Origin of the sequence: Anaerococcus tetradius (genome assembly GCF_947087635.1) — a bacterium.
Taxonomy (GTDB): domain Bacteria; phylum Bacillota; class Clostridia; order Tissierellales; family Peptoniphilaceae; genus Anaerococcus; species Anaerococcus tetradius.
In genome coordinates this window covers 1-22,735 of the sequence record NZ_CAMUDP010000026.1, presented here as the reverse complement: position 1 = coordinate 22,735, position 22,735 = coordinate 1, and the positions used below count along the sequence as shown (strand labels likewise).

Annotated in this window: 24 protein-coding genes; all 24 read right to left on the bottom strand. The window is 33.9% G+C overall.

What is annotated here, in order from left to right; genetic code table 11:
- Window positions 1-76: 76 nt before the first annotated feature.
- The 24 genes from P6936_RS08115 to purE all read right to left on the bottom strand — a co-directional run bounded on the left by P6936_RS08115 (window position 77) and on the right by purE (window position 22,678).
- Window positions 77-376 carry a glutaredoxin family protein gene (locus P6936_RS08115; protein WP_276881361.1) on the bottom strand — a complete coding sequence of 100 codons (300 nt, stop codon included), beginning with the start codon at window positions 374-376 and terminating at the stop codon, window positions 77-79.
- 62 nt (window positions 377-438) lie between these two features.
- Window positions 439-2,172 (bottom strand): NADH-dependent [FeFe] hydrogenase, group A6, encoded by a 1,734-nt coding sequence (locus tag P6936_RS08110; protein ID WP_276881360.1) that lies wholly within the window; start codon window positions 2,170-2,172, stop codon window positions 439-441.
- Window positions 2,173-2,182: 10 nt separating this feature from the next.
- On the bottom strand, window positions 2,183-3,763 hold the full coding sequence (locus tag P6936_RS08105; RefSeq protein ID WP_276881359.1) for an NADH-ubiquinone oxidoreductase-F iron-sulfur binding region domain-containing protein: 1,581 nt from the start codon (window positions 3,761-3,763) through the stop codon (window positions 2,183-2,185).
- Window positions 3,763-4,254: a complex I 24 kDa subunit family protein gene (locus P6936_RS08100; protein ID WP_276881358.1), complete on the bottom strand. Its 492-nt coding sequence runs from the start codon at window positions 4,252-4,254 to the stop codon at window positions 3,763-3,765. Before P6936_RS08100 ends, P6936_RS08105 begins: the two co-directional genes overlap by 1 nt.
- A 235-nt stretch (window positions 4,255-4,489) precedes the next feature.
- Window positions 4,490-4,714, bottom strand: coding sequence for a DUF3784 domain-containing protein (locus P6936_RS08095; protein WP_276881357.1), 225 nt, complete (start codon window positions 4,712-4,714; stop codon window positions 4,490-4,492).
- A gap of 83 nt (window positions 4,715-4,797) precedes the next feature.
- Entirely contained in the window at window positions 4,798-4,971 is a 174-nt protein-coding gene (locus P6936_RS08090) for a hypothetical protein (RefSeq protein ID WP_197416319.1), read from the bottom strand.
- A gap of 65 nt (window positions 4,972-5,036) precedes the next feature.
- Complete coding sequence (locus P6936_RS08085) at window positions 5,037-7,013, bottom strand: FtsX-like permease family protein (RefSeq protein WP_276881356.1); 1,977 nt, start codon at window positions 7,011-7,013, stop codon at window positions 5,037-5,039.
- The gene (locus tag P6936_RS08080; RefSeq protein ID WP_276863544.1) at window positions 7,010-7,768 is read right to left on the bottom strand and encodes an ABC transporter ATP-binding protein; all 759 of its coding nucleotides are present in this window, start codon (window positions 7,766-7,768) and stop codon (window positions 7,010-7,012) included. Before P6936_RS08080 ends, P6936_RS08085 begins: the two co-directional genes overlap by 4 nt.
- 86 nt (window positions 7,769-7,854) lie before the next feature.
- Complete coding sequence (locus tag P6936_RS08075) at window positions 7,855-8,568, bottom strand: sensor histidine kinase (protein WP_276881354.1); 714 nt, start codon at window positions 8,566-8,568, stop codon at window positions 7,855-7,857.
- Between the two features lie 188 nt (window positions 8,569-8,756).
- Window positions 8,757-9,434 carry a response regulator transcription factor gene (locus tag P6936_RS08070; protein WP_276881353.1) on the bottom strand — a complete coding sequence of 226 codons (678 nt, stop codon included), beginning with the start codon at window positions 9,432-9,434 and terminating at the stop codon, window positions 8,757-8,759.
- The gene (locus P6936_RS08065; protein WP_276881352.1) at window positions 9,415-9,819 is read right to left on the bottom strand and encodes an HIRAN domain-containing protein; all 405 of its coding nucleotides are present in this window, start codon (window positions 9,817-9,819) and stop codon (window positions 9,415-9,417) included. Before P6936_RS08065 ends, P6936_RS08070 begins: the two co-directional genes overlap by 20 nt.
- Window positions 9,812-10,621: a hypothetical protein gene (locus P6936_RS08060; RefSeq protein WP_004835808.1), complete on the bottom strand. Its 810-nt coding sequence runs from the start codon at window positions 10,619-10,621 to the stop codon at window positions 9,812-9,814. Before P6936_RS08060 ends, P6936_RS08065 begins: the two co-directional genes overlap by 8 nt.
- 479 nt (window positions 10,622-11,100) lie before the next feature.
- Window positions 11,101-11,580, bottom strand: a complete 480-nt coding sequence (locus P6936_RS08055; protein ID WP_276881351.1) for a hotdog domain-containing protein — start codon at window positions 11,578-11,580, stop codon at window positions 11,101-11,103.
- Window positions 11,581-11,598: 18 nt separating this feature from the next.
- Window positions 11,599-12,333, bottom strand: a complete 735-nt coding sequence (locus tag P6936_RS08050; RefSeq protein WP_276881350.1) for an IS1096 element passenger TnpR family protein — start codon at window positions 12,331-12,333, stop codon at window positions 11,599-11,601.
- A 44-nt stretch (window positions 12,334-12,377) separates the two neighbouring features.
- Window positions 12,378-12,641 (bottom strand): hypothetical protein, encoded by a 264-nt coding sequence (locus tag P6936_RS08045; protein ID WP_276881349.1) that lies wholly within the window; start codon window positions 12,639-12,641, stop codon window positions 12,378-12,380.
- A gap of 81 nt (window positions 12,642-12,722) precedes the next feature.
- Complete coding sequence (locus tag P6936_RS08040) at window positions 12,723-13,598, bottom strand: NAD(P)/FAD-dependent oxidoreductase (RefSeq protein ID WP_276881348.1); 876 nt, start codon at window positions 13,596-13,598, stop codon at window positions 12,723-12,725.
- 88 nt (window positions 13,599-13,686) lie between these two features.
- On the bottom strand, window positions 13,687-14,781 hold the full coding sequence (locus P6936_RS08035) for an acyltransferase family protein (protein ID WP_276881347.1): 1,095 nt from the start codon (window positions 14,779-14,781) through the stop codon (window positions 13,687-13,689).
- Window positions 14,782-14,960: 179 nt separating this feature from the next.
- Window positions 14,961-15,998 carry an enoyl-CoA hydratase/isomerase family protein gene (locus P6936_RS08030; protein WP_276881346.1) on the bottom strand — a complete coding sequence of 346 codons (1,038 nt, stop codon included), beginning with the start codon at window positions 15,996-15,998 and terminating at the stop codon, window positions 14,961-14,963.
- 42 nt (window positions 15,999-16,040) lie between these two features.
- Window positions 16,041-17,393 carry a citrate synthase gene (locus P6936_RS08025; RefSeq protein WP_276881345.1) on the bottom strand — a complete coding sequence of 451 codons (1,353 nt, stop codon included), beginning with the start codon at window positions 17,391-17,393 and terminating at the stop codon, window positions 16,041-16,043.
- A gap of 1 nt (window position 17,394) precedes the next feature.
- On the bottom strand, window positions 17,395-18,393 hold the full coding sequence (locus P6936_RS08020; RefSeq protein WP_276881344.1) for an isocitrate/isopropylmalate dehydrogenase family protein: 999 nt from the start codon (window positions 18,391-18,393) through the stop codon (window positions 17,395-17,397).
- A gap of 2 nt (window positions 18,394-18,395) precedes the next feature.
- Entirely contained in the window at window positions 18,396-20,327 is a 1,932-nt protein-coding gene (locus tag P6936_RS08015; protein ID WP_276881343.1) for an aconitate hydratase, read from the bottom strand.
- A 164-nt stretch (window positions 20,328-20,491) separates the two neighbouring features.
- On the bottom strand, window positions 20,492-21,172 hold the full coding sequence (locus P6936_RS08010) for a phosphoribosylaminoimidazolesuccinocarboxamide synthase (RefSeq protein ID WP_004835797.1): 681 nt from the start codon (window positions 21,170-21,172) through the stop codon (window positions 20,492-20,494).
- Window positions 21,173-21,182: 10 nt separating this feature from the next.
- Entirely contained in the window at window positions 21,183-22,202 is a 1,020-nt protein-coding gene (gene purM, locus P6936_RS08005) for a phosphoribosylformylglycinamidine cyclo-ligase (protein ID WP_276881342.1), read from the bottom strand.
- Window positions 22,202-22,678: a 5-(carboxyamino)imidazole ribonucleotide mutase gene (gene purE, locus P6936_RS08000; RefSeq protein WP_276881340.1), complete on the bottom strand. Its 477-nt coding sequence runs from the start codon at window positions 22,676-22,678 to the stop codon at window positions 22,202-22,204. Before purE ends, purM begins: the two co-directional genes overlap by 1 nt.
- Window positions 22,679-22,735: the final 57 nt, after the last annotated feature.

The window sequence follows — 22,735 nt, the reverse complement described above, 5'->3', positions numbered from 1 at the left end:
TACCAGAAAAAAAGTGATGAGCAGAATAGATTTACCTATTCTGCAACATCACCTTCTTCTATTAGTTAAGCTTTTCTTACCTCTTAGCCTTGTTTTCTTTGGCTTTTTCTAGGAAATTTTCTTTAGCGTAGGCTATGATATCATCTGATTCGTACATAGCCAGTCCATCAATCACCATACATGGTACTTGGACCTTGCCACCTATTTTTGCTAATTTATCTTGGTTTTCATAGCCAGTTGATGCATCTTCTGTATTATATGAAGGATATTTGATTATATCATTGTCCCTAAAAAAGTTTAAAACCTTTAGGCAATAAGGACAATCTGGTTTAAAATAAAGTTCAAAATCCCATTCTCTTATGATTTCTTTTCTCATAATAATCCTTTCTCTTACAAAACTTACCACTAATTACTTACTCAAAAGCTAGAAATTTATTCTTATAACTTTGGGCGGGCCTTGTAAGAAGTGTGAAGTAAGCTTATAGCTTTATCTGAACCAGGCTCACCCAAGAATTCGTCATATAATTTTTTTATATATGGGTTCTGATAAGACTTTCTTAACTTTTTAGACTCATCTAGTTGGTATAAGGCATTTGATCTTCTTTTAAGGATTGATAGGTCGCCATGGTGGAAAGGTTGACCGCCCCCACCAATACAACCTCCAGGACAAGCCATTACTTCTATAGCATCAAGGTCTATTTCTTTATTTTTAAGCTTTTCCAAAAGTTTTCTAGTATTACCGAGGCCATTTGCAACTGCAATTTTTATTTCTCTTCCTTCAATGTCGACACTTGCGTATTTGATACCTTCAAGACCTCGAAAATCCCTAAATTCGACTTTCTCTAATTCCTTTCCTGTAAGCATATCATAAGCAGTCCTTACAGTTGCTTCTATTACTCCACCACTTGTGCCGAATATATCACCAGCTCCTGTTGACTCGCCCATTGGATTGTCAAAGGCTTGATCTTCTAGGCTTGCAAAGTCAATTCCTACTTCTTTAATCATTTGGGCAAGTTCTCTTGTCGTTATGACCGTATCTACATCAGAAAATCCTTCATTTTCCAATTCATCTCTTTTAGCTTCGTACTTTTTGGAAATGCAAGGCATAACAGAAACAACTACGATATCTTTAGGATCTATTCCTTCTTTCTTGGCATAGTAAGATTTAGCTATGGCTCCAAACATCTCGTGAGGAGACTTGCAGGATGATGGAATATCAATCATATCTGAAAATTGTTGCTCCATAAAGTTAACCCAAGCAGGACAACATGAAGTAAGAATTGGAAGTCTGCCTTCACCCTTTAGCCTATGAATAAATTCGTTAGCTTCTTCCATTATGGTAAGGTCGGCAGCAAAGTTTGTATCAAATACCTTACTAAAGCCCAAGGTCTTTAGGGCTCTTACAATTTTGCCTTCGACATTTAAGCCTACTTCCATACCAAACATCTCTGCCAAGCTAACCCTCACAGCTGGTGCTACTTGGACTATGACATGCTTATCAGATGCTAAAAGCTTCCAGACTTCTGCCACATTATTCTTTTCAGTAAGGGCCCCTGTTGGACAAACTGATAGGCATTGACCACAAAAGGTACAAGTTGTTTCAAACATAGACCTATTAAAGCTTGATCCTACATGGGTATAAAAACCCCTACCGACTTCTGCAAGAGCTCCTACTGTCTGGACTTCATTGCACATGGTCTCGCATCGTCTGCAAAGAATACACTTGTTAGGATCTCTAATTAAGGAATAAGAATTATCATCAATCGGAAGCTTTCTCATCTCACCCTTGTAGCGAATCTCTCTAATATTTAAGTCATGGGCAAGGTCTTGGAGAGTACAGTTTAAGTTCTTAGCACATTTTAGACAATCAGAAGGATGGTCTGAAAGAAGAAGTTCTACTATAGCCCTTCTAGCCTTTATTACTCTTTGACTATCTGTTCTTATATTCATGCCTTCTTTGACAAAAGTTGCACAAGAAGGAACTAAATTGTTTTTATCAAGGTCTTCTACTAAGCACACCCTACAAGAAGCAAGCTTATTTACGAATTTTATATCATGAAGATCCATATGACAAAGGCTTGGAATTTTTATATTTAATTTTTTTGCTGCTTCGAGGATTGTCGTTCCCTTATCAACTTCTACAGCTTTATTATTTATTCTCAAATTAACCATTTTTCTACTCCTAGCCTAGGCAAATCGCATCTATTGGACAATTTTCTTTGCATTGACCACACTTAATACATTTATCTTGATTTATCTCGTGTTTATTACGAACTTCACCACTTATAGCTTGGGCTGGGCAAAGTCTCTTGCACTTGCCACAACCTATGCAAGCTTCTCCTATATCATAATTTAGTAGACTTAGACATCTTTTTGCAGGACAAGTCTTGGTTTTTCCTATATGAGCTTCATACTCATCATAAAAATATTTCATAGTAGAAATTATTGGATTAGGACTTGACTTACCTAGCCCACAAAGTGAAGTTTCGGCAACTATATGGGCCAATTCATCTAATTTATCAAGACTTTCTTGATCTGCCTTACCCTTAGTAAGATCATCTAACATTTCAAATAATCTCTTATTTCCAATTCTACATGGCGTGCACTTGCCACAAGACTCATCAACCGAAAATTCTAGGAAAAATCTTGCAACATCGACCATACAGTCATCCTCATCCATTACAACCATTCCTCCAGATCCCATTATTGACCCTATAGCCTTTAATGATTCAAAATCACAGGCCGTATCGAAGAGTCTTTTAGGAATACAACCGCCAGATGGCCCACCAGTTTGGACAGCCTTGGCTTCCTTATCATCTTGGATACCTTTTCCTATATCATAAACTATGGTATTGATGCTTGTTCCCATAGCTACTTCTACAAGCCCTGCCCTCTTAACCTTACCGGATAGGGCGAAAACTTTTGTTCCAGGTGATTTCTCTGTACCAAAAGTCCTAAACCAGGCTGGACCCTTGTTGATTATTTGACCAATATTAGCTAGGCTTTCAACATTGTTAATAACAGTAGGTTTGCCCCATAAGCCCTTAACTGTAGTCCTATACTCCTTATTGCGTGGCATACCACGCTTACCTTCAATAGACTCCATTAGGGCCGTTCCTTCACCACATACGAAGGCACCCGCTCCAAGTCTTAGTTCTATATCAAAAGAAAAATCAGAATCTAAGATATTCTCTCCCAAAAGATTATAGGCTTTGGCGTCTTTTATAGCTTTCTCTAGGGCCTTAACTGCCTTTGGATATTCAGCCCTTACATAAATAAATCCCTTATTAGCTCCAATAGCAAAAGCTCCTATTGCCATAGCTTCAAGGACAGAGTGAGGATCAAGTTCTAGGACTGACCTATCCATAAATGCACCAGGATCTCCTTCATCAGCATTGCAAATTATGTATTTAATAGGAGAATCTTCTCTATAGGCTGCTTCCCACTTTCTACCCACTGGAAATCCTGCCCCACCTCTGCCCCTTAGGCCTGAATCTTTAACTATATCTATAATTTCTTTTCGATCTAATTCGTAGATGGCCTTGTAAAGAGCTTTATATCCATCAAGGCCTATGTAATCTTCTATCGAAGATGGATCAATAATCCCGCAATTCTTTAAGACAAGTCGTTTTTGATTTTCATAAAAATCACCCTTGAGCTTAAAATTTCCCTTATCGTCTATGTATACCTTATCATAATCTATTTTTTCCCTTAGATTTGCTAGGGCTTTTTCCTTTAATTTGAATAAATCTTCTTTTTTCATCAACCGACCTTCCTTAGCTTATTGATGATATCATCAATATCAGAAAGCTCTACATTTTCCCTGAACTCATCTCCGTCAATCATAACTACAGGGCTTTTTCCACATTCACCGACACATCTTGCCTCACTCAGAGTGATTTTTCCATCTTCACTAGTATCTCCTACTTCAACTCCCAATTTATCTGATAAGGATTTAAGAATCCTATCTGCCCCATTTACATAGCAGGCAGTGCCTAAGCAAACACAAATCTCATGCTCTCCCTTGGCCTTTAGAGAAAATTGCGAATAAAAAGTTGCAACACCATAAATCTCACTTGATGAAACTCCAAGTTTGAGAGCCATAAGATCTACCACAGGCTCAGGTATGTATGAGAAAAGGTTTTGACACTTTTGTAGGGCTGGCATAACCGCACCCTTTACCCCCTTCATTGTATCTAAATAATTACTAAATTCATCAAATTTATCTTTATCGAGTTTATAACAGAAACTCATATTAACCTCCTTAGCGATTATCTTAATTTCATTTTAGCATATGAACAATTAATTGTCATCATGCTTGGTTATAAATCAAAATTTTGTCAAATATTGTTTTATAGGTAAACGTTTCTAATAATATTTAAACAAATATCATTTAATAGGAATTTCTGTAAAAGAAAAAGAGAAAAGCTATAGCGAATACTATAGTTTCCTCTCAAAATTTTCTTAGATAATATTAGATTAATGAATTTTAGCAAGCATGAAAATATAAGGCTAGTCCTAAAAAAAACAAAAGAAAACCCAGAATAACATATACTTTCGAAAGCCTTATTGCGTAGTTTTCATCCTTGAGTCCTTTTTTATAATCCTTTTCAAAGCCATTGATCAAATGGTAGGACTTTTTAAAGTATATCTTATAGGCAAATCCCAACAATACTAAACCCGTTATTGATAAAATAATAGAAAATACCTTCATCTATCTTCCCTCCATTAACAATTAACAAAAAAGCATTAATAGCCTATGCTCCTACTAGCTATCCTTATTTAATCTATAAACTTCTAGCCAATCATATAAGCAATAGCTAAAATTAACGTTCCTATGCTAATCAAAACACTTGCAATAAGCTCCATCAAATTCTCCAAATTTTTTTCATTTTTATAATTTTCATAGGTCTTTTTAATAGTAAGTATATAGCCAAGTGAAAATAATAAGAATCCAATAGCTCTAAGCATAGGTTTCCTCCCTTTCTAATATTATAACATATTAAAAAGTCGTCTGGAAATTTCCAGACGAGCTTTTATAGACTTACTATCTTGTAGTAGACTCTATTGATAATTTTAAAAATTATATAGTAGCTTAATATAAAAACTCCTATAATCATGAAGAAGTATCTTCCGTATTGCATAAATTGCATTACTCCAAAAAGAGCAAGGAGTTGATAGACTATCTTTGATGCGACTAGGGAGTTAAGTATCGCAAAAGCAAGGGGTGCGAAGAAGAGATATAAGATTTGTGAGGCTTGCGTCTTTTGGATTAATTTATCATCCAGCCCGATTTTTTTCATGATTTGGAATTTCTCCCTATCTTCATATCCTTCGCTTATTTGCTTGTAATAACTTACAAGTATAGTTGAGATAAGAAATATCAGAGCTATAACTGTTCCTAGGAAGACAAAGCCACCATATAATCCATAGGCTTCCTTTAAATATTGGTCTCTATACTCAACATTTAAGCCCTTATTTTTGGCATAGCTTCCGAGATTTTTCATGTAGCTTTCCTTATCTATTCCCTTAATATCCCAATTCGCTGAAAGATTGATCTCGGGATTCTTGTAAGTTTTTTCCTTTGAATCAAATAATTTAAGTTCACCTGCCAAATATTGCATTTCTGCTAAGTCCTTTACAACAAGACCATATGTTTCGACCGCTATATCTGATGGAAGAAAGTTGTCGACAATCTTTACCCTATAAGTCTTATCTCCTATCTTGATTTTATCCTTCTTTAACATAAACTTTTGATTTCCTGTAAGAAGGACTTCTCCATCATTAAGTTTATATTCTTTACCTACCCTCTTGTTGTAACCATCAAGGTCACAAGCGAGAATGAAATATGGGATATGCCTTCCATCACCCTTATTAAAAGAAGTAAATTTATCTCCATCTACTTGGGCAGTTGTCATCAAACCATAGGATATAAAGTTATTTACTATCTGATTTTTGTCTTTAACTGTCTTATAAACGTCTTCTTCAAGCTTTTTCTTCTCTATTTCAAGATTATCCTGATTAATAGCTTTATTGCTATCTAAGTTGTATTCCCTAGGAACTACATTTGTAGCAGAATATTCAATCCTATTATAAATAGCAAGGGTTGCAGAAATTGTAATAATAACACCTACACTCATTATTGAAATGCTTGCAAGGGAGATGGCGTTTGACTTTATCCTGTACAAAAGACCAGAAATTGCCAAAAATCTCTCTTTTTTATAATAAGACTTCTTTTTCTTTTGATTTTTTAAATAAATTACAGAAAAAGAAGTAAAAAGTAGATAGGTCGCAAGCATTATAATTAGACTAGCTAGGAAGAATAATCCTAGAGATTTTAATATTCCTTGGGTTTTTATAGCTATATAATAGCCTATGCCCAAACATATAAAGCCTAAAATCATTAATAGATATCTCGATTTTGGCTCTCCTTCTCCACTTTTTTGCCTAGAAAGAAGCTCAACTGGACTTGATGTATATATCTTATAACTTGTGCTTATTAGAGAAATCAAGTAGGCAATAAAAAGTAGGCCAAGACTTTCTATCATAGCCTTAGATGAAAAAGGGTAATCCATCAGCCTACCACTTACATCTTTCATTAGTTTGTTTAAGGCTAGGAAAGATACTTTACCAAAAATATAACCTCCAACAAGTCCAAGTATAGCGATTGCCAAAAAGACAAAAAAGCTTTCAATTGTAAGGATTTTTCTTATGTGTTTTTTCTCAAGTCCCAAGATAGCATAAAGAGCAAACTCCTTGTTTCGTCTTTTTGTCAAAAAATTCGTACTATAAATTAAAAATATAAAAGTTAATAGACCAATTATGACAATCCCTATATTTATAATCATGGGAAGACTTGCATGTCTAGTTCTCACAAATTCATTGTTAGCAAGGCTTGCCATGATATTAAAAAGCATAAGCATTATTCCTGAAGAAAGGACAAAGGGAAGATATATTAAGCTATGGGCCTTCAAATTCTTTAGGGCGAATTTATTTGCTATTTTAATATTCATAGTAACTCACCCCTAGCCAACAAAATTTGAGCCTTGTTGATTCTTTCCATAAATACCTGACGACTCTCATCTTCTGCCTTGTAAAGTTCGTGAAAAACTACCCCGTCTTTTATGAAAAGAACTCTTTTAGCGAAAGATGCAGCATTTAGAGAATGAGTAACCATAAGGACAGTTTGACCTAAATCATTTACTCTTGTAAACAAATCAAGAATCATATTAGAGGAAGAAGAGTCAAGAGCACCAGTAGGTTCATCAGCTAAAAGAAGTTCAGGTTTAGTAATGAGGGCTCTAGCAATAGCTATTCTTTGCTTCTGACCTCCAGAAATTTGGTAAGGGTACTTGTCAAGGATTTTCTCAATACCAAGTCTTTCTTTTAGATCATCAAGTCTTTTTATCATAAGATCTTCCTTCTCATCGGAAAGGACAAGGGGTAAGTAGATATTATCTTTATTTGAAAATTGATCAAGTAGGTTGAAATCCTGGAAGACAAAACCAAGTTTTTTTCTTCTAAATGATGCTAGTTCATTATCCTTTAGTTTTGTCAAATCTTCTCCATTAATATAAATATTTCCAGAAGTCGGCCTGTCAAGACTTGCTATGATATTTAAAAGTGTCGTCTTGCCTGCACCAGATTCTCCCATAATTGATATGAACTCCCCTTGGTTAACTTCGAGATTTATATCTTTTAGAGCTTCTGTAGTAATATTTTTTGTCTTATATATGCGTTTAATATTTTTTAATTCTAAAATTGGCATAAGTTCCTCCTTTTTTCTTATATCTAAATTATAGGATAAAGAAAAATTTCTAGCATTTATCTAAACTTACAAAGTTGGTCCTTATCTTACATTTTTGTAAGATTGTTTGGTAATATAAGAGAAAACTCACTACCAACATGAATGGTTGATTCAACTTCAACCCCAATATTTAATATTTTTCCGATTTTTTTAACTAAATATAGACCCAGACCGCTTGATTTCTGATTAACTCTTCCATTAAAACCAGAATATCCCCTATCAAAAATTTTCCTTAGATCTTCCGACCTAATGCCAATTCCAGTATCTCTTACCCTTAGCCTATCCATAGAATAAGTTATAGATATAGAACCTTTTTCTGTATATTTCAAGGCGTTTGCTATAATTTGCTCAAGCATTATAGATAGAAGTTTACTATCGCTTATTATCTTTTTATTTATCGGTTGATAGTTAAGGGGAATTTTTTTATTGATGAAGATAATTGAATATTTTTTTAGAATTTCTTTTACTATTTCATCCAAATCAACATAATCTAAATCCATATCAGGGCCTCTATTAGAGATTTTAAGGTAGTTTATTGCCATGTTAGTGTATTGTTCAATAAAAAAAATCTCTTCCTTTAACCTTTTACTATCTTCGTCTGTTTTCTTATTTAAGATAAGCTTTGCAACAGTAATGGGAGTTTTGATTTGATGAGCCCACAAAAGAAAGTATTCCTCTAAGTCTTTCTTATTGCTGATAAAATCAGACCTTAGACTCTTATTTTCAAAAAGCAAGGCTTCATACTTATCTTTAATTATCAATTCTTCCTTATATTTAGAAAAATTAATTAATAAAAGTATGAGAACAAAAAAAGTAATTATTTGCAAAGCAAGAAAATAAAAGTTCATATCAAGGTCTGCTAAAATAAAAATACTAAGAAAAGTCAGGCTAAATATGACAAATAAAAATAAAAATTTGCCTTGGCTTTTAATAAATCCGACTAATCTTTTCATATTTCCTCACTTAGATAATATCCTAAGCCTTTTTTAGTTTGAATCATAGAGGCCTTTCCCAAGTCTTTCAACTTCTTCCTCAACCTATTTATATTAACAGCTAAAGTATTATCATCAATAAAATTCTCGCTTTGCCAGCATTTTTCTATTAAATTATCCCTACTTACAATTTCTCCCTTGGCCTGGAACAAACTTTCTAAAATCATAAGCTCTGTCCTGGTTAAGGAAATTTCTGTGTTTTTATGACTGACTGTAGCCTTCAATATATTTAATGAACAAGAGTCATAAAGTAAAATATCAGACTCAAGCTTATAATCATAGCATCTTCTTAGGATAGCTTGAATTTTTGCCCTTGTTACTGCAATATTTATGGGCTTTGTTATATAATCATCTGCTCCAAATTGCATGGCCTGTATTATATCCATGGCTTCTGTGTGAGATGATATAAAAATTATCGGTACTTTTGATACTTTCCTAAGCTCCTGCGTCCAATAAAAACCATTATAAGAAGGAAGAGAAATATCCATCAAAACAAGGTCTGGACATTTATCCATGACCTCATCCTTAACCTTATTAAAATCATCTATTTGCCCTGTTTCATAGCCCCAACTTCTAAGCTCATCAGACAAAAGTTTTAGAATATTTTTATCATCCTCAACTATTAGAATCTTCACTCATAATCCTTTCTTCTTCCAAGAAAATAGCTATATCAATCTTATACCACTTTCCCTTTAGCTCGATTTTCCTAATCTTTGCAAAAATTTTCTTGCCATGATCCATAAGCCTAGCAAATATCACATTATCCCTTTGTGGTACATAACCAAGCTTGTTGCCTTCAGGATCTATTATTTTTATAGCCTGCAAATCATAAAGATTATCTTCTTCTCTCTGAAAATCAAGCCTAGAGGAAATATCTAGCTTTTCTATAAATTTTTCTATATTATCTATATGGCTTGTTCCTGCTATTTGGCTATCGAATAAGAAAATTTCAATCTTAGATTTTTGCTTCCTAGCTTTTTTTGTATGTTTTATTACTTTCAAGTCTTCTTTTCTAGTCATTTATAGACTCCAAGATTCCCTTAATTTCTTCTTCCATAGTCCTTATGGCTACTTCTAAGGATTCAATTTTTTTCTCAAGGACGGATTTTTTCTTATTAAAAGCTCTCTTATCTTCAAGGTAGATATTTAAGTTAAGGGGGTAATCATCATATAATCCTTCGATTGTTTTATTAATCGCTACAATTCCAGCTTCCAACCTCTTTTTTTCAGCATATAAGAGATCAGGAGTAAATAAAAAATAATCATCTAGATTGATATTATCAAGCATACTAGCAAGACCTGTAAGAAAGGAAAGATGATGGTTGGTGAAGGCTATGGATGCTTTTACATACAAATCCCATTCTTCTTCGCTGATATTAGGATTTACTAAGGGATTTATTTTTTCTATTATTTTTTTGTAGGCTTTATTAAGGTCCATAAAATCTCTCGCTGACAGAGACCTATGATTAATAAAATCATATATATCATTAATTCTTCCAAGTTTTTCAGATAGAAGATTCTCATCCTTTACAAATTTCTTAGAAACTACTTCAGAAATATATTTAAAATCTATGACTTCATCCTTGGCAAGATATTCTTCTATAAGTCTTTTCTCTTCCTTAAGTTTTTTGTAAGTTAGATTAAGATTCATTTCCTTATATTCCATCAGCCCAAAATTGTCATTATATTTAGCTTCAACACTTATAGCCCTGTGGGCAAGCAAATCATCATGGTCGAAGGCAAGCTCCATAAGCCTATCTCGCAAAATCTTAACTTCATCTCTTAACTCATTAACATTTGGAAAGTCTATTATATTTGTCATAATTTTACTCCTGTATTAATATTAGTTTATATTATCAGAGAAATTTTTACAAGAAGCTTATAGACATTAGAAAAATTTATGAACATTTTAAAGTTATGTATTTTATAGGAAAATTTCCCCAGATATCCACAATGTCTACTAAGCTTATAGTATGGCTCTAAAAAATAAATCGACCCTTATTATTTAAAGTCAAAGGAAATCTCAAAAAGCCTAAGGCAATCAGTTAGCCTATTTCAAGGATAGGTAAAATCTCCAGAATACTTTAAATGTAGGGACGATTTTTAAAGCATAATTTTATTTTTTATTTTTAATTCCAGCAACTTTTTGTAATAAATTTCATATTTAGTTGCAAAATCTCTGATTAATAGATTGCTATTTCCTAGTAGTTATTATCTTTAAAATACTTTTGTATTTATAAAATCCTCATCATTAAAATTATAGGGCCGACCCTTGGGGCTAGGTCAAGCTTAGTTAAAGTTTTACATATTATCTTTGATAGCGACTGCTACCATCCTAGCTTTTGCTCTTAGCTCATCTTTGGCAAACATTTGCATTTCAACTATAACTTTTCTCTCTCCTATTTCACTTGCCTTAGCAACCACCTTTACCACTTCTCCCATTGGAGTAGGTTTTTTGAAGTCTATTTCTAGTCTTGCTGTAATAAATCTTCCGATTACTGTATCAGCTGTTAGCTCAAGGCCCTTATCCTTGTGTTTAAAATATGCTGCAGCAGCTGTTCCATGGCAATCAAATATCATAGCTATCATGCCACCGAATAAGTTTTGTGGAACACCACCAGTATAGGCCTTATCAGGTACGATTTCTACAATTACTTCACTTCCGTCTTCATTTGGGTAGGATTTTAGATGTAGGCCATTTTCATTTTTAGCCCCACAGCCCCAACAATGTTGAAATCTTTCCCCATAAGTATCTTGAATTGCAATTTTTTTATTAGTCATATATTTTCCTTTCTTATATTAAAATATGGACCTAAGCTCTTGATTAATTTCCCCTGGGAAAAATTCTTTGAATTCATCTGATGTATCATATAAATCCTTTAGATAATAGCTTCCACCTATATCATCAATTATTCCAATACACCTTCCCCTAAGAACCCTTGGTATGAGGCTTAGATCATCTAGATTATCACTTATTTTTTCTACTTTAATCTTAAAAGTCCAATCAGCTCCATAATCATATTTAAAATACATTTCATAAGCAATATCTAAATTTAACCTCTTAAGCTTATCAAGAGGATTGTTCTTTTTCCTAATTTTGTTTTTGCCTTCCTTTTGTAGTTTGTAATTCATAAAATCAATAACCCCAGTTTGATAATTTTTAAAATTCATTCTAGGATCATAACCATCATCATAATCATCATTGAATTCATCGACATATCCAACTTCTTCTGGAGTAATTGCTTCATAGTTAAACTTTGATTTAAAAAAATTACCCCTATAAATTTGCTTAAAGGAGTCAATTCCAGTAGGAAGCCTCTTAAGCAATTTTCCTCTTTCATCGGTATTTTCTTTTATGAAGTCATTTAACTTTGTAGGTATTTCTAAGTGGTAAATATGGCTAACATCTGTATTAAAAATTATAAGCATGGTATCCATCAAATCTTCAATGGAATTTTCCTCACTTATTTCAATTCTCCTCCATATTCTTGGTTTAAAATCTAAAAGTTCTGCTAGAAGAGTAAGTTTTCTCATAATATCTCCTTAATTTCCGAAATGAATTATAAGTATGTGTAATTTTACACTAAATTGTAGCCTATAAACATCACTATAGGAAAGGCTAAGATTAATAAAATATTAGCTAGAGCATATACAAGCGATTTTTCTCTTATTGCAAATAATACGCCTCCTATACCAAAAATTGGACAAATTATCAAAGTCGACATTCCTAAGGGTCTTAGATTTGTGTAGGCTTCGAATGTATTCGTCGGTATAAAATATGATATTATTAAAACGAATAGACCAAGCATAAATATAAGCATACTTATCTTATTTCTTTTCATAATAACTCCTTTTTTTCTTTATACCCCAATTTTAGACAAAAAAAATAGGAGTTATCAATAAATGATAATTCCTAACTTAATTTATTTACTAGCTGAAATTCCTGCCAGACAACCATCATTAACAGCTGTTGCAACTTGCCTTACTGCCTTGACTCTAACATCTCCTGCAAAATATAAGCCTTCGATATCACTTACAACTTCTGAATCAATAAAACCTAACTTATCTTTAGGAAGATCTAAATCTATAAAGCTTGTGTTTGGATTTTGACCAATCATTGCAAATATCTCTATTCCAGCCTTATCTTTAATTACTTCTCCATTAGCTAGCTCTACTTCTTCAATGTGGTCTTCTTCTTTTCCTATCCTTACTAATTCTTCTGAAGTATGGACATTAATCTTTGAATTGCTTTCTATTGCTTTTTTAAATTCATTGATACACATAAGCTTATCTTGATTTTGAACCATATGCACTTCTTTAGCAAATTTAGCTAAATAGAGAGCTTCCTTAGCTGCTCCATCAGAACCACCATTTACTACAACAGTTTTTCCATGAACTTTTTCTTCATAGCCCCTTGCCCAATGGGAGATTTCGTAACCCTTTGTGTCAACCGCTAGTTCTTTTGGACTAGAACCAGAAGCAACTATCACTTTTTTAGCCTCATATTCTGCCTTGTTTGTCTTTACGAGAAAATGATCATCCTTCTTAACTAATTTTATTACTTCTTCGTATTTTAAATCAAGTCCATAAGCTTTAATTTGATTTTCAAGTCTTTTCCTGAAGCTTTCTCCATCTTCATCTACAACAACTGATGTGTAGTGACTTACCTTGGATACTTTTCCAATTAATCCGCCTACCTTTTCTTTTTCAAAAATTGTTAAGTCGCATCCCCTTGATTGCGCATATAATGCTGCGGATACACCGCTAGGGCCAGCTCCTATTATGATTAAATCTTTCATAATTTCCTCCTAATAAGATTATCTTTACAATAGTGTTATAGCACTTTATAAAATTATTGTCAATAGATACCTATTAATTTACTAGGAATTATATCCTTATAATCTTTTTTAACCTTTCTACAAGACTTGCCAAGATAAGTGCAGTTAAGGCAGAAGATAATACAATAAGTGGCATATAGACCATAGAAGCTTTAACTGGGCCTATATATTTGTTGACATAGGCATATATATATTTATCACTTGCTGCTGATAAGAGGTAAGCTGAGAAAGTCAGCGATGAAAAGTAGGATAAAAATTTAGCCAAAGTATTGTTTTTCTTGTTGGATATACTTGAATTTATTAAGATAAAAAACAAAGTAGAACTTAGGGTATTTTCTAAACTACCCCAGCTATTCCAGGCTTGTGATTGAAAATTTCCACCCTTTGACCTTAAAACATTATAACAACTATTGACTAATAAGACCATAAGTAGATATAACAAAATCTTTTTTGCCTTGATTTTATTAAAATCAAGGTATTTTCTCATATAAGCTCCTATATAGTAGTAAGTTATGGGAAATAGATTTATCCACCAATCTGGCACGATGTGGCTTAAAGACTTGCTTGAGTTTAGGGTCTTGATACTTGATAAATCATATACATTAAAAACACTAGGAAGAATCGTTAATGCTAAGAATATAGCAAGAAGGATCATATGAACCCTCTTATCGCAAATTTCATGCCATATTAGATTTAGGAAAGGAGATAAGAAAAACAAGCCCAAATACATATTCACATACCATGCGTAGTGCTTAAAGGCCAAAATATCCATGAGTATATTTTTTATACTCAACTTCTCAAAGTCCTTCACACTTAATATCACAGCGACAAAAACCATACTCAAGGCATAACTTATGAGGATGCCTATAATTTTTGTATAATATTTTTTTAGACTCGTAAAATCCATACTTATTTCCTTAGAAGAAACAAGATAACCTGTTAGCAACAAAAATAAAGGGACGCATATCATAAAACTCGTCCTTAAAAAAACTAAAAGATACATCCTGTATCCTACTATTGGATTTTTGTAAAAGTCGGTATTCAAAAAGAAATGAACGCCTACAACAGAAAAAAATGCCAGGATTCTCGTTATATCAAGGCCAAGATTTCTTCCTGATTTTTCATTTTTTATTTTTTCATCCATATAAACTCCTAGTGGGAAGAGAATCCCATTTATTGATAAATCTCTTGTTATGTTAAAATCTATCAAAATAAAAATCGCCCCAAAATTCATAGGCTTGTCACAAAAATTTCTAAAGCACAATTTTTCTTAATATTAATGAACAGACGATTTTATTTTTGATAGAATATTTAGGATCATCTCTATATTTGAAGGAGGTCTTTGATTTTTCCCATGTCTACATCCTTAATATTTTCATTCCTCCAACTTGGCATTTTATCCTTATCAACCATGACAGCCCTTATACCTTCTTTCATATATCCTTCATCTACAGAATAATTTAGGATTTTATAATCTAAGTCTATAGTTTCTTCATAGCTTAAATTCTTACAAAGAAAATATTTTTCAAATTGTAAGTAAAGCATAAAACCAGGCCTTTGCTTGAAATCATCGTAAATTTCCCTAGCAAAATCATCATCTTTATTAGCTTCTATGGCCTTATATATTTCCCAAGGACTGGATAATGAAAAATATTTATTGATATCTTCTCTTATATGGTCTATTTTGGAAACCTCGGCCTTATCTTCAATGCTTTTTAGATAGCTTTTGTATTTATCGACCAATTCCTTAGCCTCATAGTCCTTAGTTAAGGCTATTAATTTATCCAAGGCCTTTTTGTAATCGAGAGATGAAATTTTAAAATCACATAGCTTATTTGCTATCAAATCACTTGCACCTAAGCTTTTTCCACATAGACCCAAGTATTGGCCTAAAGCTTGGGGAAGGGGAGATAAAAACTTACAAACTCCAACATCAGGAACAAAACCAAGCCTAGTTTCCGGCATAGCCCAATTTGTAGTTTCATCTGTTATAATTATATCTGAATTGATACTAAGGCCTATACCGCCACCCATCACTATGCCATACCAGTGGCTTATCACAGGCTTTTTATAAGTTGCTATATACTTATCAAGTTCAAATTCTTCTCTAAAGAACACACTCTTGTCTTTTTGGGAAGGCTTTAAGAGATAATCATTATAGACTTCTTTCAAATCTCCTCCAGAACAAAAACCCTTCTTGCATGTTGAATCAAGAACAACGGCCCTTATTTCTTGATCATCCTCCCATTTTTCTAAATATTTTCTGATATCCCTAATCATTGATAAAGTTAGGGCGTTTATCTTATCAGGCCTATCTAGATATATTATTCCTAATTTTTCTATTACTTTTACTTTAATCATTAAAACTCCTAACTTACAAAAATCTTACAAAGTAAAATAGCCTCAAAGCCTATCTTTAAGTGCTATATATTCCTTAATATCACTTAAAGACTTATAGGCAGGTCTAATTATTTTCTCATCTTGAATTTGTTCTAACCTATGGGCTGACCAACCGACAGTCCTTGCAATAGCAAACATAGGAAGGTAAAGCTCCTCTGGTATATCGAGCATATCATAGACAAAGCCCGAATATAAATCGACATTAGCACATGGCGGATAGGCTCTATTTTGCCTTTGCATAATTAATTTTTGCCCTAGTTTTTCTACATTTTCTATAAAGATAAAATCTTTTTCTCTTTTCTTTATTCTAGAAAGTTCTTTGGCTTTTTCTTTTAATAAAACCGCCCTAGGATCGGATAAGGTATAGACAGCATGACCTAGACCATAAATTAATCCTTTTTTGTCAAAAGCTTTTCTATCTAGGATTTTTTCTAAATAACTTTCTACTTCTTCCAAATCCTCTATATCACAAACATTATTCCTTATATCCTTTAGCATCTTGCTAACTTTAAGATTTGCTCCACCATGTCTAGGTCCCTTCAAGGAAGCAAGACCTGCTGCCATAGCTGAATAGGTATCTGTTCCAGATGAAGATACTACGTGAGTTGCAAATGCCGAGTTATTTCCTCCACCATGCTCAGCGTGAATTATTAGCATCAAGTCGAGTATTTCTGCCTCTTCCTTGCTATATTCTTGGTTAGTCCTAAGCATGGATAAGATATTTTCAGCTATTGTTTCATCTTCCTTAGGATTATGAATAATGAGGGACTTCTTATCAAAATTGTGGATTTTTACCTGATAAGAATAAATGGCAAGTTGAGAAATCTTGGATATCAAGGATAGGGACTGGCTAAGGACATTTCTAGCATCATTAGCATCTGGGTTTGGGTCATAAGTGTAGAGGGCAAGCAAAGACCTCATCATCTTATTCATAATATCAGGTCCAGGAACTTTCAAGATTATATCTTCAAAAAAATGTTCAGGAAGTTTTCTCTCCTCAACAAGTATATTCTTAAAGGAAACTAGTTCTTCAATATTTGCTAGTCTATTAAATAAGAGTAGATAAATAACTTCCTCAAAACCAAGCCTCTTGTCACTTTCTATATCTTTTACAAGATTAGTTAGGGGATAACCCCTATAGAAAAGTTCACCCTCACATGGAATTTTTTCTTCATTTTCTATTTTATAGCCACATACATCTCCAACCTTGGTTATACCTACAAGAACACCTGTTCCATTCTTATTCCTTAGTCCTCTTTTGATGCGGTAATTTTCGTACGTCTCTTTGTCAATCTTGTTATTTTTAGCTATTTCATTTGCATAATAACAAAGTTTTTCTTCTTGAGCCTTATTCATCTCAATCACCTAAATTATTTATGATTGCCTCAGTAATGCCAGTTGTTGTATTTGAGCCACCAAGGTCTTTTGTGTAGTTTTCTTTATCCTTTAGGGTTTCATATATGGCTTTTCTCAACTTATCTGCCTTGTCATTTTCTTTGATATCATCTAGAAGGAGGGCGAAAGTTAAAAGAAGAGCTATAGGATTTGCTAAGTTTTTTCCTGCTATATCAGGAGCTGAACCATGGATTGATTCATAGATTGCTATATCTTCTCCCTTGTTTACTCCAGGCATTAGTCCAAGTCCTCCGACAAGACCTGCTCCAAGGTCTGATAGAATATCTCCATACAAGTTTTCTGTAACTAGTACATCGAGCTTTTGAGGATTTATTACCATTTGCATGGCGGTATTATCTACAAGAAGTTCTTCAAATTCTATATCTGGAAATTCTTTCGCAATTTTTCTTCCCATATCAAGGAAAAGACCATCGGTTAATTTCATTATATTGGCCTTGGTGATTATGCTAACTTTCTTACGCTTATTTTCTCTTGCGTAATTGAAGGCACTTCTAATAATTCTTTCGGATTTTTCCCTTGTGATGATTTTTATAGAATGAGCTTCATCTTCTGATATCATCTCCTCAACACCAGCATAGAGGTCTTCAGTATTTTCCCTAAAAATCACCATATCAACTCCATCAAACTTCAAGTCAAGTGGTCCTGGAGCCTTGATTGGTCTAATATTGGCATAAAGATCAAATCTTTTTCTAAGTTCCACATTGATTGACCTAAAACCATGACCTATTGGGGTTGTTATAGGGCCCTTGATGGCGATTTTATTTTTCATTATCGAATCAAATAACCTTTGAGGTATGTATTCTCCTTCTGCTTCAAAAACAGAAAGACCTGCATTTATTTCTTCAAAATCTATATCTAACTTTAGGGCAGAGACAACCTTTTTCATTGACTCAGTTATTTCTGGACCTATTCCATCACCCTTTATTAATGTAATTTTCATATCTACTCCAAATCTAAATTCTTTGCATAGTTTAAGTATCCACCAGCTTCTAGGACTTCTCTTTCCCTATCCGAAAAGTCAGCCTTTAACTTAATCTTAATATTTTTTGTAAGGTCTTCTAGGATAAAGACTCCTTCTTTTAGGCTTTCTACTACTCTACTTATCCTTATATCATCATATTCTGAGATTTTTTCATAATCATCTGAATCTACAAATTCCAAAGGCAAGATAGCATTGTTAATCAAATTAGACCTATGAATTCTTGCGAAAGATTTTGCAACAACTGCCTTTACTCCCAAGTACAAAGGTAAAAGGGCTGCATGCTCTCTTGAAGAACCTTGACCATAGTTTTCTCCAGCAACTATAATCCCTCCCTTGTTTTCTTCACATCTTTTCTTGAAATCATCAATCTTTGTTGTAAAGGCAAATTCAGAAAGATAGGCTATATTTGATCTGAAAGGCAAAAGTTTAGCATTTGATGGACATATATCATCAGTAGTAATTCCATCACCCGCCTTATATATTACTTTCTTTTCAATATCAGATGCTTTTTCTGCCCTTGGGAAAGGTTTAATATTCTTACCCTTTATAGTTTCCTTTAACCTCTTAGATAAATCTTTTTCTGGCTTTATAAAGTAGGCTTGAGTTTGATTAAAGCTTTCATCCTTATTAAATTTAGTCTCATAAGATAGTTCTTTAGGGTCTGCTATATAACCAAGTACAGCACTTACAGCACAAGTTTCTGGACTTGCTAGGTAAATTTGTGCATCCATAGTTCCAGATCTTCCCTTAAAATTCCTATTAAAGCTCCTTAAAGAAACTGCTCCTGCCTTTGGTGCTTGACCCATTCCTATACATGGCCCACATCCAGATTCAAGTATCCTAGCTCCAGCTTTTATGAAAGTAGCCAAGGCCCCATTTTCAGCAATTTTTTCCAAAATAGTAGCAGATCCTGGAGATATTACGAGCGATACGTCAGGATGAACCCTTCTTCCCTCAAGAATTGATGCGACTTTCATCAAGTCTTCGAAAGATGAATTTGTACAAGAACCAATTGCAACTTGGTCTACCTTTATCCTAGGAAGACTTTCCACCTCTTCAAATTGGTCAGGAAAATGTGGTTTAGCCACAGCAGGCTTAATCTCACTTAAATCTATGTCTATTGATTCATCATAATAGGCATCTTCATCTGCCTGTAGTTGTTTATAGACTTCCTCTCTACCATGAGCCTTTAGATAGGCTAAGGTATTTTCATCTGAAGGAAAGATTGAAGTGGTTGCTCCAAGCTCTGCTCCCATATTACAAATCGTCGCCCTATCAGTAACTGATAAGGATTTAACACCTTGACCTGTATATTCCATTATAAAACCTGTTCCACCCTTTACTGTTAATTTGCCTAATATGTATAGGATTACGTCCTTGGCATTTGCCCTAGGACTTAGGCTAGATGTCAAATTAACCCTGTATATCTTTGGAACTTTTACAAAATAAAAACCCTTGGCCATGGCAACAGCTACATCAAGCCCACCAGCCCCGATAGCAAGTTCACCTAGCCCTCCACCAGTAGGTGTATGAGAATCAGATCCAAGGAGGGTATCACCTGGTTTTGCGAATTGTTCAAGATTTACTTGATGGCAGATTCCTCCGCCAGCCTTTGAGAAAGTTATACCAAACTTATTTGCTGCCGACTTGATAAACTCATGATCATCTGCATTCTCAAATCCTGCTTGAAGGATATTGTGATCGATGTAGGCAACAGAATTTTCTGTAGCAACATCTTCTATATCCATAGCCTCTAGTTGTAGGTATGCCATAGTTCCTGTCGAATCCTGAGTAAGGGTTTGATCTATCTTGATGGCAATCTCTTGACCAGCCTTTAGCTCTCCCTTTAACAAGTGATTTTTAAGTATTTTCATAGCTAATGATAAGCCCATAATGTTCTCCTTTACTCTGATAAGTTATTGTACTATAAAGACTACTATACTTTTAAATTTATAAAATTAAATTAATGATATTTTAATCCCTAAGCCTAATCAAAAAAACTCCTAGAAAGTAACTTAGTAAGATTCTCTAAGACCTTCTAGGAGCATAATTAAAACTAATCTAACATAATTTTTTCTAATTCAAGTGGCTCTATGTATTTATCATTTTTATAGGCTCTCATATTTCCACCAGAGATTTCGTCTATAAGAGCTACTTTTCCATCTTCAAGCCTACCAAATTCAAATTTGATATCATAAAGGTCGAGGTCTTTTTTGGCTAATTCTTCCTTTACAATATCTCCAATCTTTAGGGCAAGATCTTTAAGTTGTTCGTATTCTTCTGCTGTCATGATATTTAATAAGATGAGGGCATCTTCAGTGATTAGCGGATCTTCTCTCTCATCATCCTTTAGGGTGATTTCCACATAAGGCTTAATCTTTGTTCCATTTTCTATATATTTGCCATATCTTCTTATAAATGAACCTACTGCATAATATCTAACTATAACTTCGACACCTTGACCGAAAACTTCTGCCTTTTTTACTACTGCTTCGTTTTTATCTAAATCAGCTGAAACAAAGTGGGTTCTTAGGCCCTTGGCATTTAGTTTTTCATAGAAGAATTTTGTCATACGAACAGCTTGATGGCCAGCTCCTTCCATAGTAAGACCGACACTATTTGCACCAGGATCAAAGACTCCATTATTTCCAGTTACATCATCCTTGAATTTCAACAAATACTCTTTGTCATTTAATTTGTAAACGTCTTTTGTCTTGCCAGTATATACTTTTTGCATTTTTTACTCCTTATAAAATGATTTTAATATCTTTATTTCCTTTAGTAACTTTTCCAACAACCAAAGCCTTGCCATCTAGCTTATCCAAAGCTCTTTTTACATCTTTCTCGTCTACAAAAACCACCATACCAACTCCCATATTAAAGGTATGATACATCTCATCAGTGTCGATATTTCCCCATTCTTGAATTTTTTTAAAGATAGGGTCGACTTCTAAGTGTCTTAAATCAAATTCTACAGCTAAAGTATCCCTCAAAACTCTAGGGACATTTTCATAAAGTCCTCCACCTGTTATGTGGGCTATTGCCTTAATATCGACCTTTTCTAACAAGGCTTCTATCTCTTTGACATAGATTTTGGTAGGAGTTAGAAGTTTATCCCCTATAGTTTGATCTTCATTAAACTTATCAGTAAGTGAAACTTTAGCTTGATTCATACTAGCCCTTACCAAGGAAAATCCATTGCTATGAACTCCCGAAGAATATAGACCTATGGCTATATCACCTTCCTTTAGCTTATCACCATTTATTAGCTTATCCCTATCACATATGCCGACTGCAAAGCCTGCCAAGTCATAGTCGTCCTCCTTGTAAATACCTGGCATCTCAGCAGTTTCTCCGCCGATTAGGGCAGCTCCAGAATCCTTACAGCCTTCTGCAACACCTTTTACAAGCTCTGCCATCTTTTTAGGATCAAGTTTTCCAGTAGCTATATAATCTAGGAAAAATAGAGGCTTTCCTCCTTGACAAAGTATGTCATTAACGCACATTGCCACACAGTCAATTCCAACTGTATCATGCTTATCCATCTCCATGGCAAGCTTAATTTTTGTCCCAACCCCATCTGTCCCACTTAGTAAGACTGGATTAGTTAATCCTTTAAGATTTGGAAGAAAGGCTCCAGCAAAGCCCCCTATGTCAGCTAGGACTTCATTGCCATGGGTTTCCTTTACTATTTTTTTGATTAATTTAACTTCCTCATAGCCTTTCTCCTTATCTACCCCACTATCCTTATAAGTAAGTTTTGCCATTAAATTTCCTCTAGATTCTCATCATCTGCTATAACTTTTTCGAGCATTTCTTTCTTATAAGCCCTTAATTTATTTTTGAGACCTTCATCTTTTAAGGCTAGGATTTGTATAGCAAGAAGACCTGCATTGTCGCCAGCATTTATGGCAACAGTAGCAACTGGAACTCCCTTTGGCATTTGAACCATAGATAAAAGTGCATCAAGGCCTCCTGTATTAGCTCCGCCAACAGGAACTCCTATAACTGGTTTTGTGGTCATTGCTGCCATAACTCCAGGAAGATGGGCTGCCATACCGGCGATTGCTATATAGACATCGCAATCATCTTTTTTCATAGTATCTTCTAGTACATTCAAGGCACGATGGGCTGAGATAATAGATACTTCATAAGAAATATCGAATTTTCTAAAAATACTTGTTGCCTTTTTTGCAATTTCTACATCGGAAGCTGATCCCATTATTAGTCTAACGTCTGTCATTTTTCCTCCTCGTATATTATAGTCGTAGTAATTAATACTACATTTTGTTCTCTATCC

What these genes read in the sequence shown, in the direction of transcription:
- P6936_RS08115 (WP_276881361.1), bottom strand. Translation starts at nt 376, where the DNA reads ATGAGAAAAGAAATCATAAGAGAATGGGATTTTGAACTTTATTTTAAA.
- P6936_RS08110 (WP_276881360.1), bottom strand. Translation starts at nt 2,172, where the DNA reads ATGGTTAATTTGAGAATAAATAATAAAGCTGTAGAAGTTGATAAGGGA.
- P6936_RS08105 (WP_276881359.1), bottom strand. Translation starts at nt 3,763, where the DNA reads ATGAAAAAAGAAGATTTATTCAAATTAAAGGAAAAAGCCCTAGCAAAT.
- P6936_RS08100 (WP_276881358.1), bottom strand. Translation starts at nt 4,254, where the DNA reads ATGAGTTTCTGTTATAAACTCGATAAAGATAAATTTGATGAATTTAGT.
- P6936_RS08095 (WP_276881357.1), bottom strand. Translation starts at nt 4,714, where the DNA reads ATGAAGGTATTTTCTATTATTTTATCAATAACGGGTTTAGTATTGTTG.
- P6936_RS08090 (WP_197416319.1), bottom strand. Translation starts at nt 4,971, where the DNA reads ATGCTTAGAGCTATTGGATTCTTATTATTTTCACTTGGCTATATACTT.
- P6936_RS08085 (WP_276881356.1), bottom strand. Translation starts at nt 7,013, where the DNA reads ATGAATATTAAAATAGCAAATAAATTCGCCCTAAAGAATTTGAAGGCC.
- P6936_RS08080 (WP_276863544.1), bottom strand. Translation starts at nt 7,768, where the DNA reads ATGCCAATTTTAGAATTAAAAAATATTAAACGCATATATAAGACAAAA.
- P6936_RS08065 (WP_276881352.1), bottom strand. Translation starts at nt 9,819, where the DNA reads ATGACTAGAAAAGAAGACTTGAAAGTAATAAAACATACAAAAAAAGCT.
- P6936_RS08060 (WP_004835808.1), bottom strand. Translation starts at nt 10,621, where the DNA reads ATGACAAATATAATAGACTTTCCAAATGTTAATGAGTTAAGAGATGAA.
- P6936_RS08055 (WP_276881351.1), bottom strand. Translation starts at nt 11,580, where the DNA reads ATGACTAATAAAAAAATTGCAATTCAAGATACTTATGGGGAAAGATTT.
- P6936_RS08050 (WP_276881350.1), bottom strand. Translation starts at nt 12,333, where the DNA reads ATGAGAAAACTTACTCTTCTAGCAGAACTTTTAGATTTTAAACCAAGA.
- P6936_RS08045 (WP_276881349.1), bottom strand. Translation starts at nt 12,641, where the DNA reads ATGAAAAGAAATAAGATAAGTATGCTTATATTTATGCTTGGTCTATTC.
- P6936_RS08040 (WP_276881348.1), bottom strand. Translation starts at nt 13,598, where the DNA reads ATGAAAGATTTAATCATAATAGGAGCTGGCCCTAGCGGTGTATCCGCA.
- P6936_RS08035 (WP_276881347.1), bottom strand. Translation starts at nt 14,781, where the DNA reads ATGGATGAAAAAATAAAAAATGAAAAATCAGGAAGAAATCTTGGCCTT.
- P6936_RS08030 (WP_276881346.1), bottom strand. Translation starts at nt 15,998, where the DNA reads ATGATTAAAGTAAAAGTAATAGAAAAATTAGGAATAATATATCTAGAT.
- P6936_RS08025 (WP_276881345.1), bottom strand. Translation starts at nt 17,393, where the DNA reads ATGAATAAGGCTCAAGAAGAAAAACTTTGTTATTATGCAAATGAAATA.
- P6936_RS08020 (WP_276881344.1), bottom strand. Translation starts at nt 18,393, where the DNA reads ATGAAAATTACATTAATAAAGGGTGATGGAATAGGTCCAGAAATAACT.
- P6936_RS08015 (WP_276881343.1), bottom strand. Translation starts at nt 20,327, where the DNA reads ATGGGCTTATCATTAGCTATGAAAATACTTAAAAATCACTTGTTAAAG.
- P6936_RS08010 (WP_004835797.1), bottom strand. Translation starts at nt 21,172, where the DNA reads ATGCAAAAAGTATATACTGGCAAGACAAAAGACGTTTACAAATTAAAT.
- purM (WP_276881342.1), bottom strand. Translation starts at nt 22,202, where the DNA reads ATGGCAAAACTTACTTATAAGGATAGTGGGGTAGATAAGGAGAAAGGC.
- purE (WP_276881340.1), bottom strand. Translation starts at nt 22,678, where the DNA reads ATGACAGACGTTAGACTAATAATGGGATCAGCTTCCGATGTAGAAATT.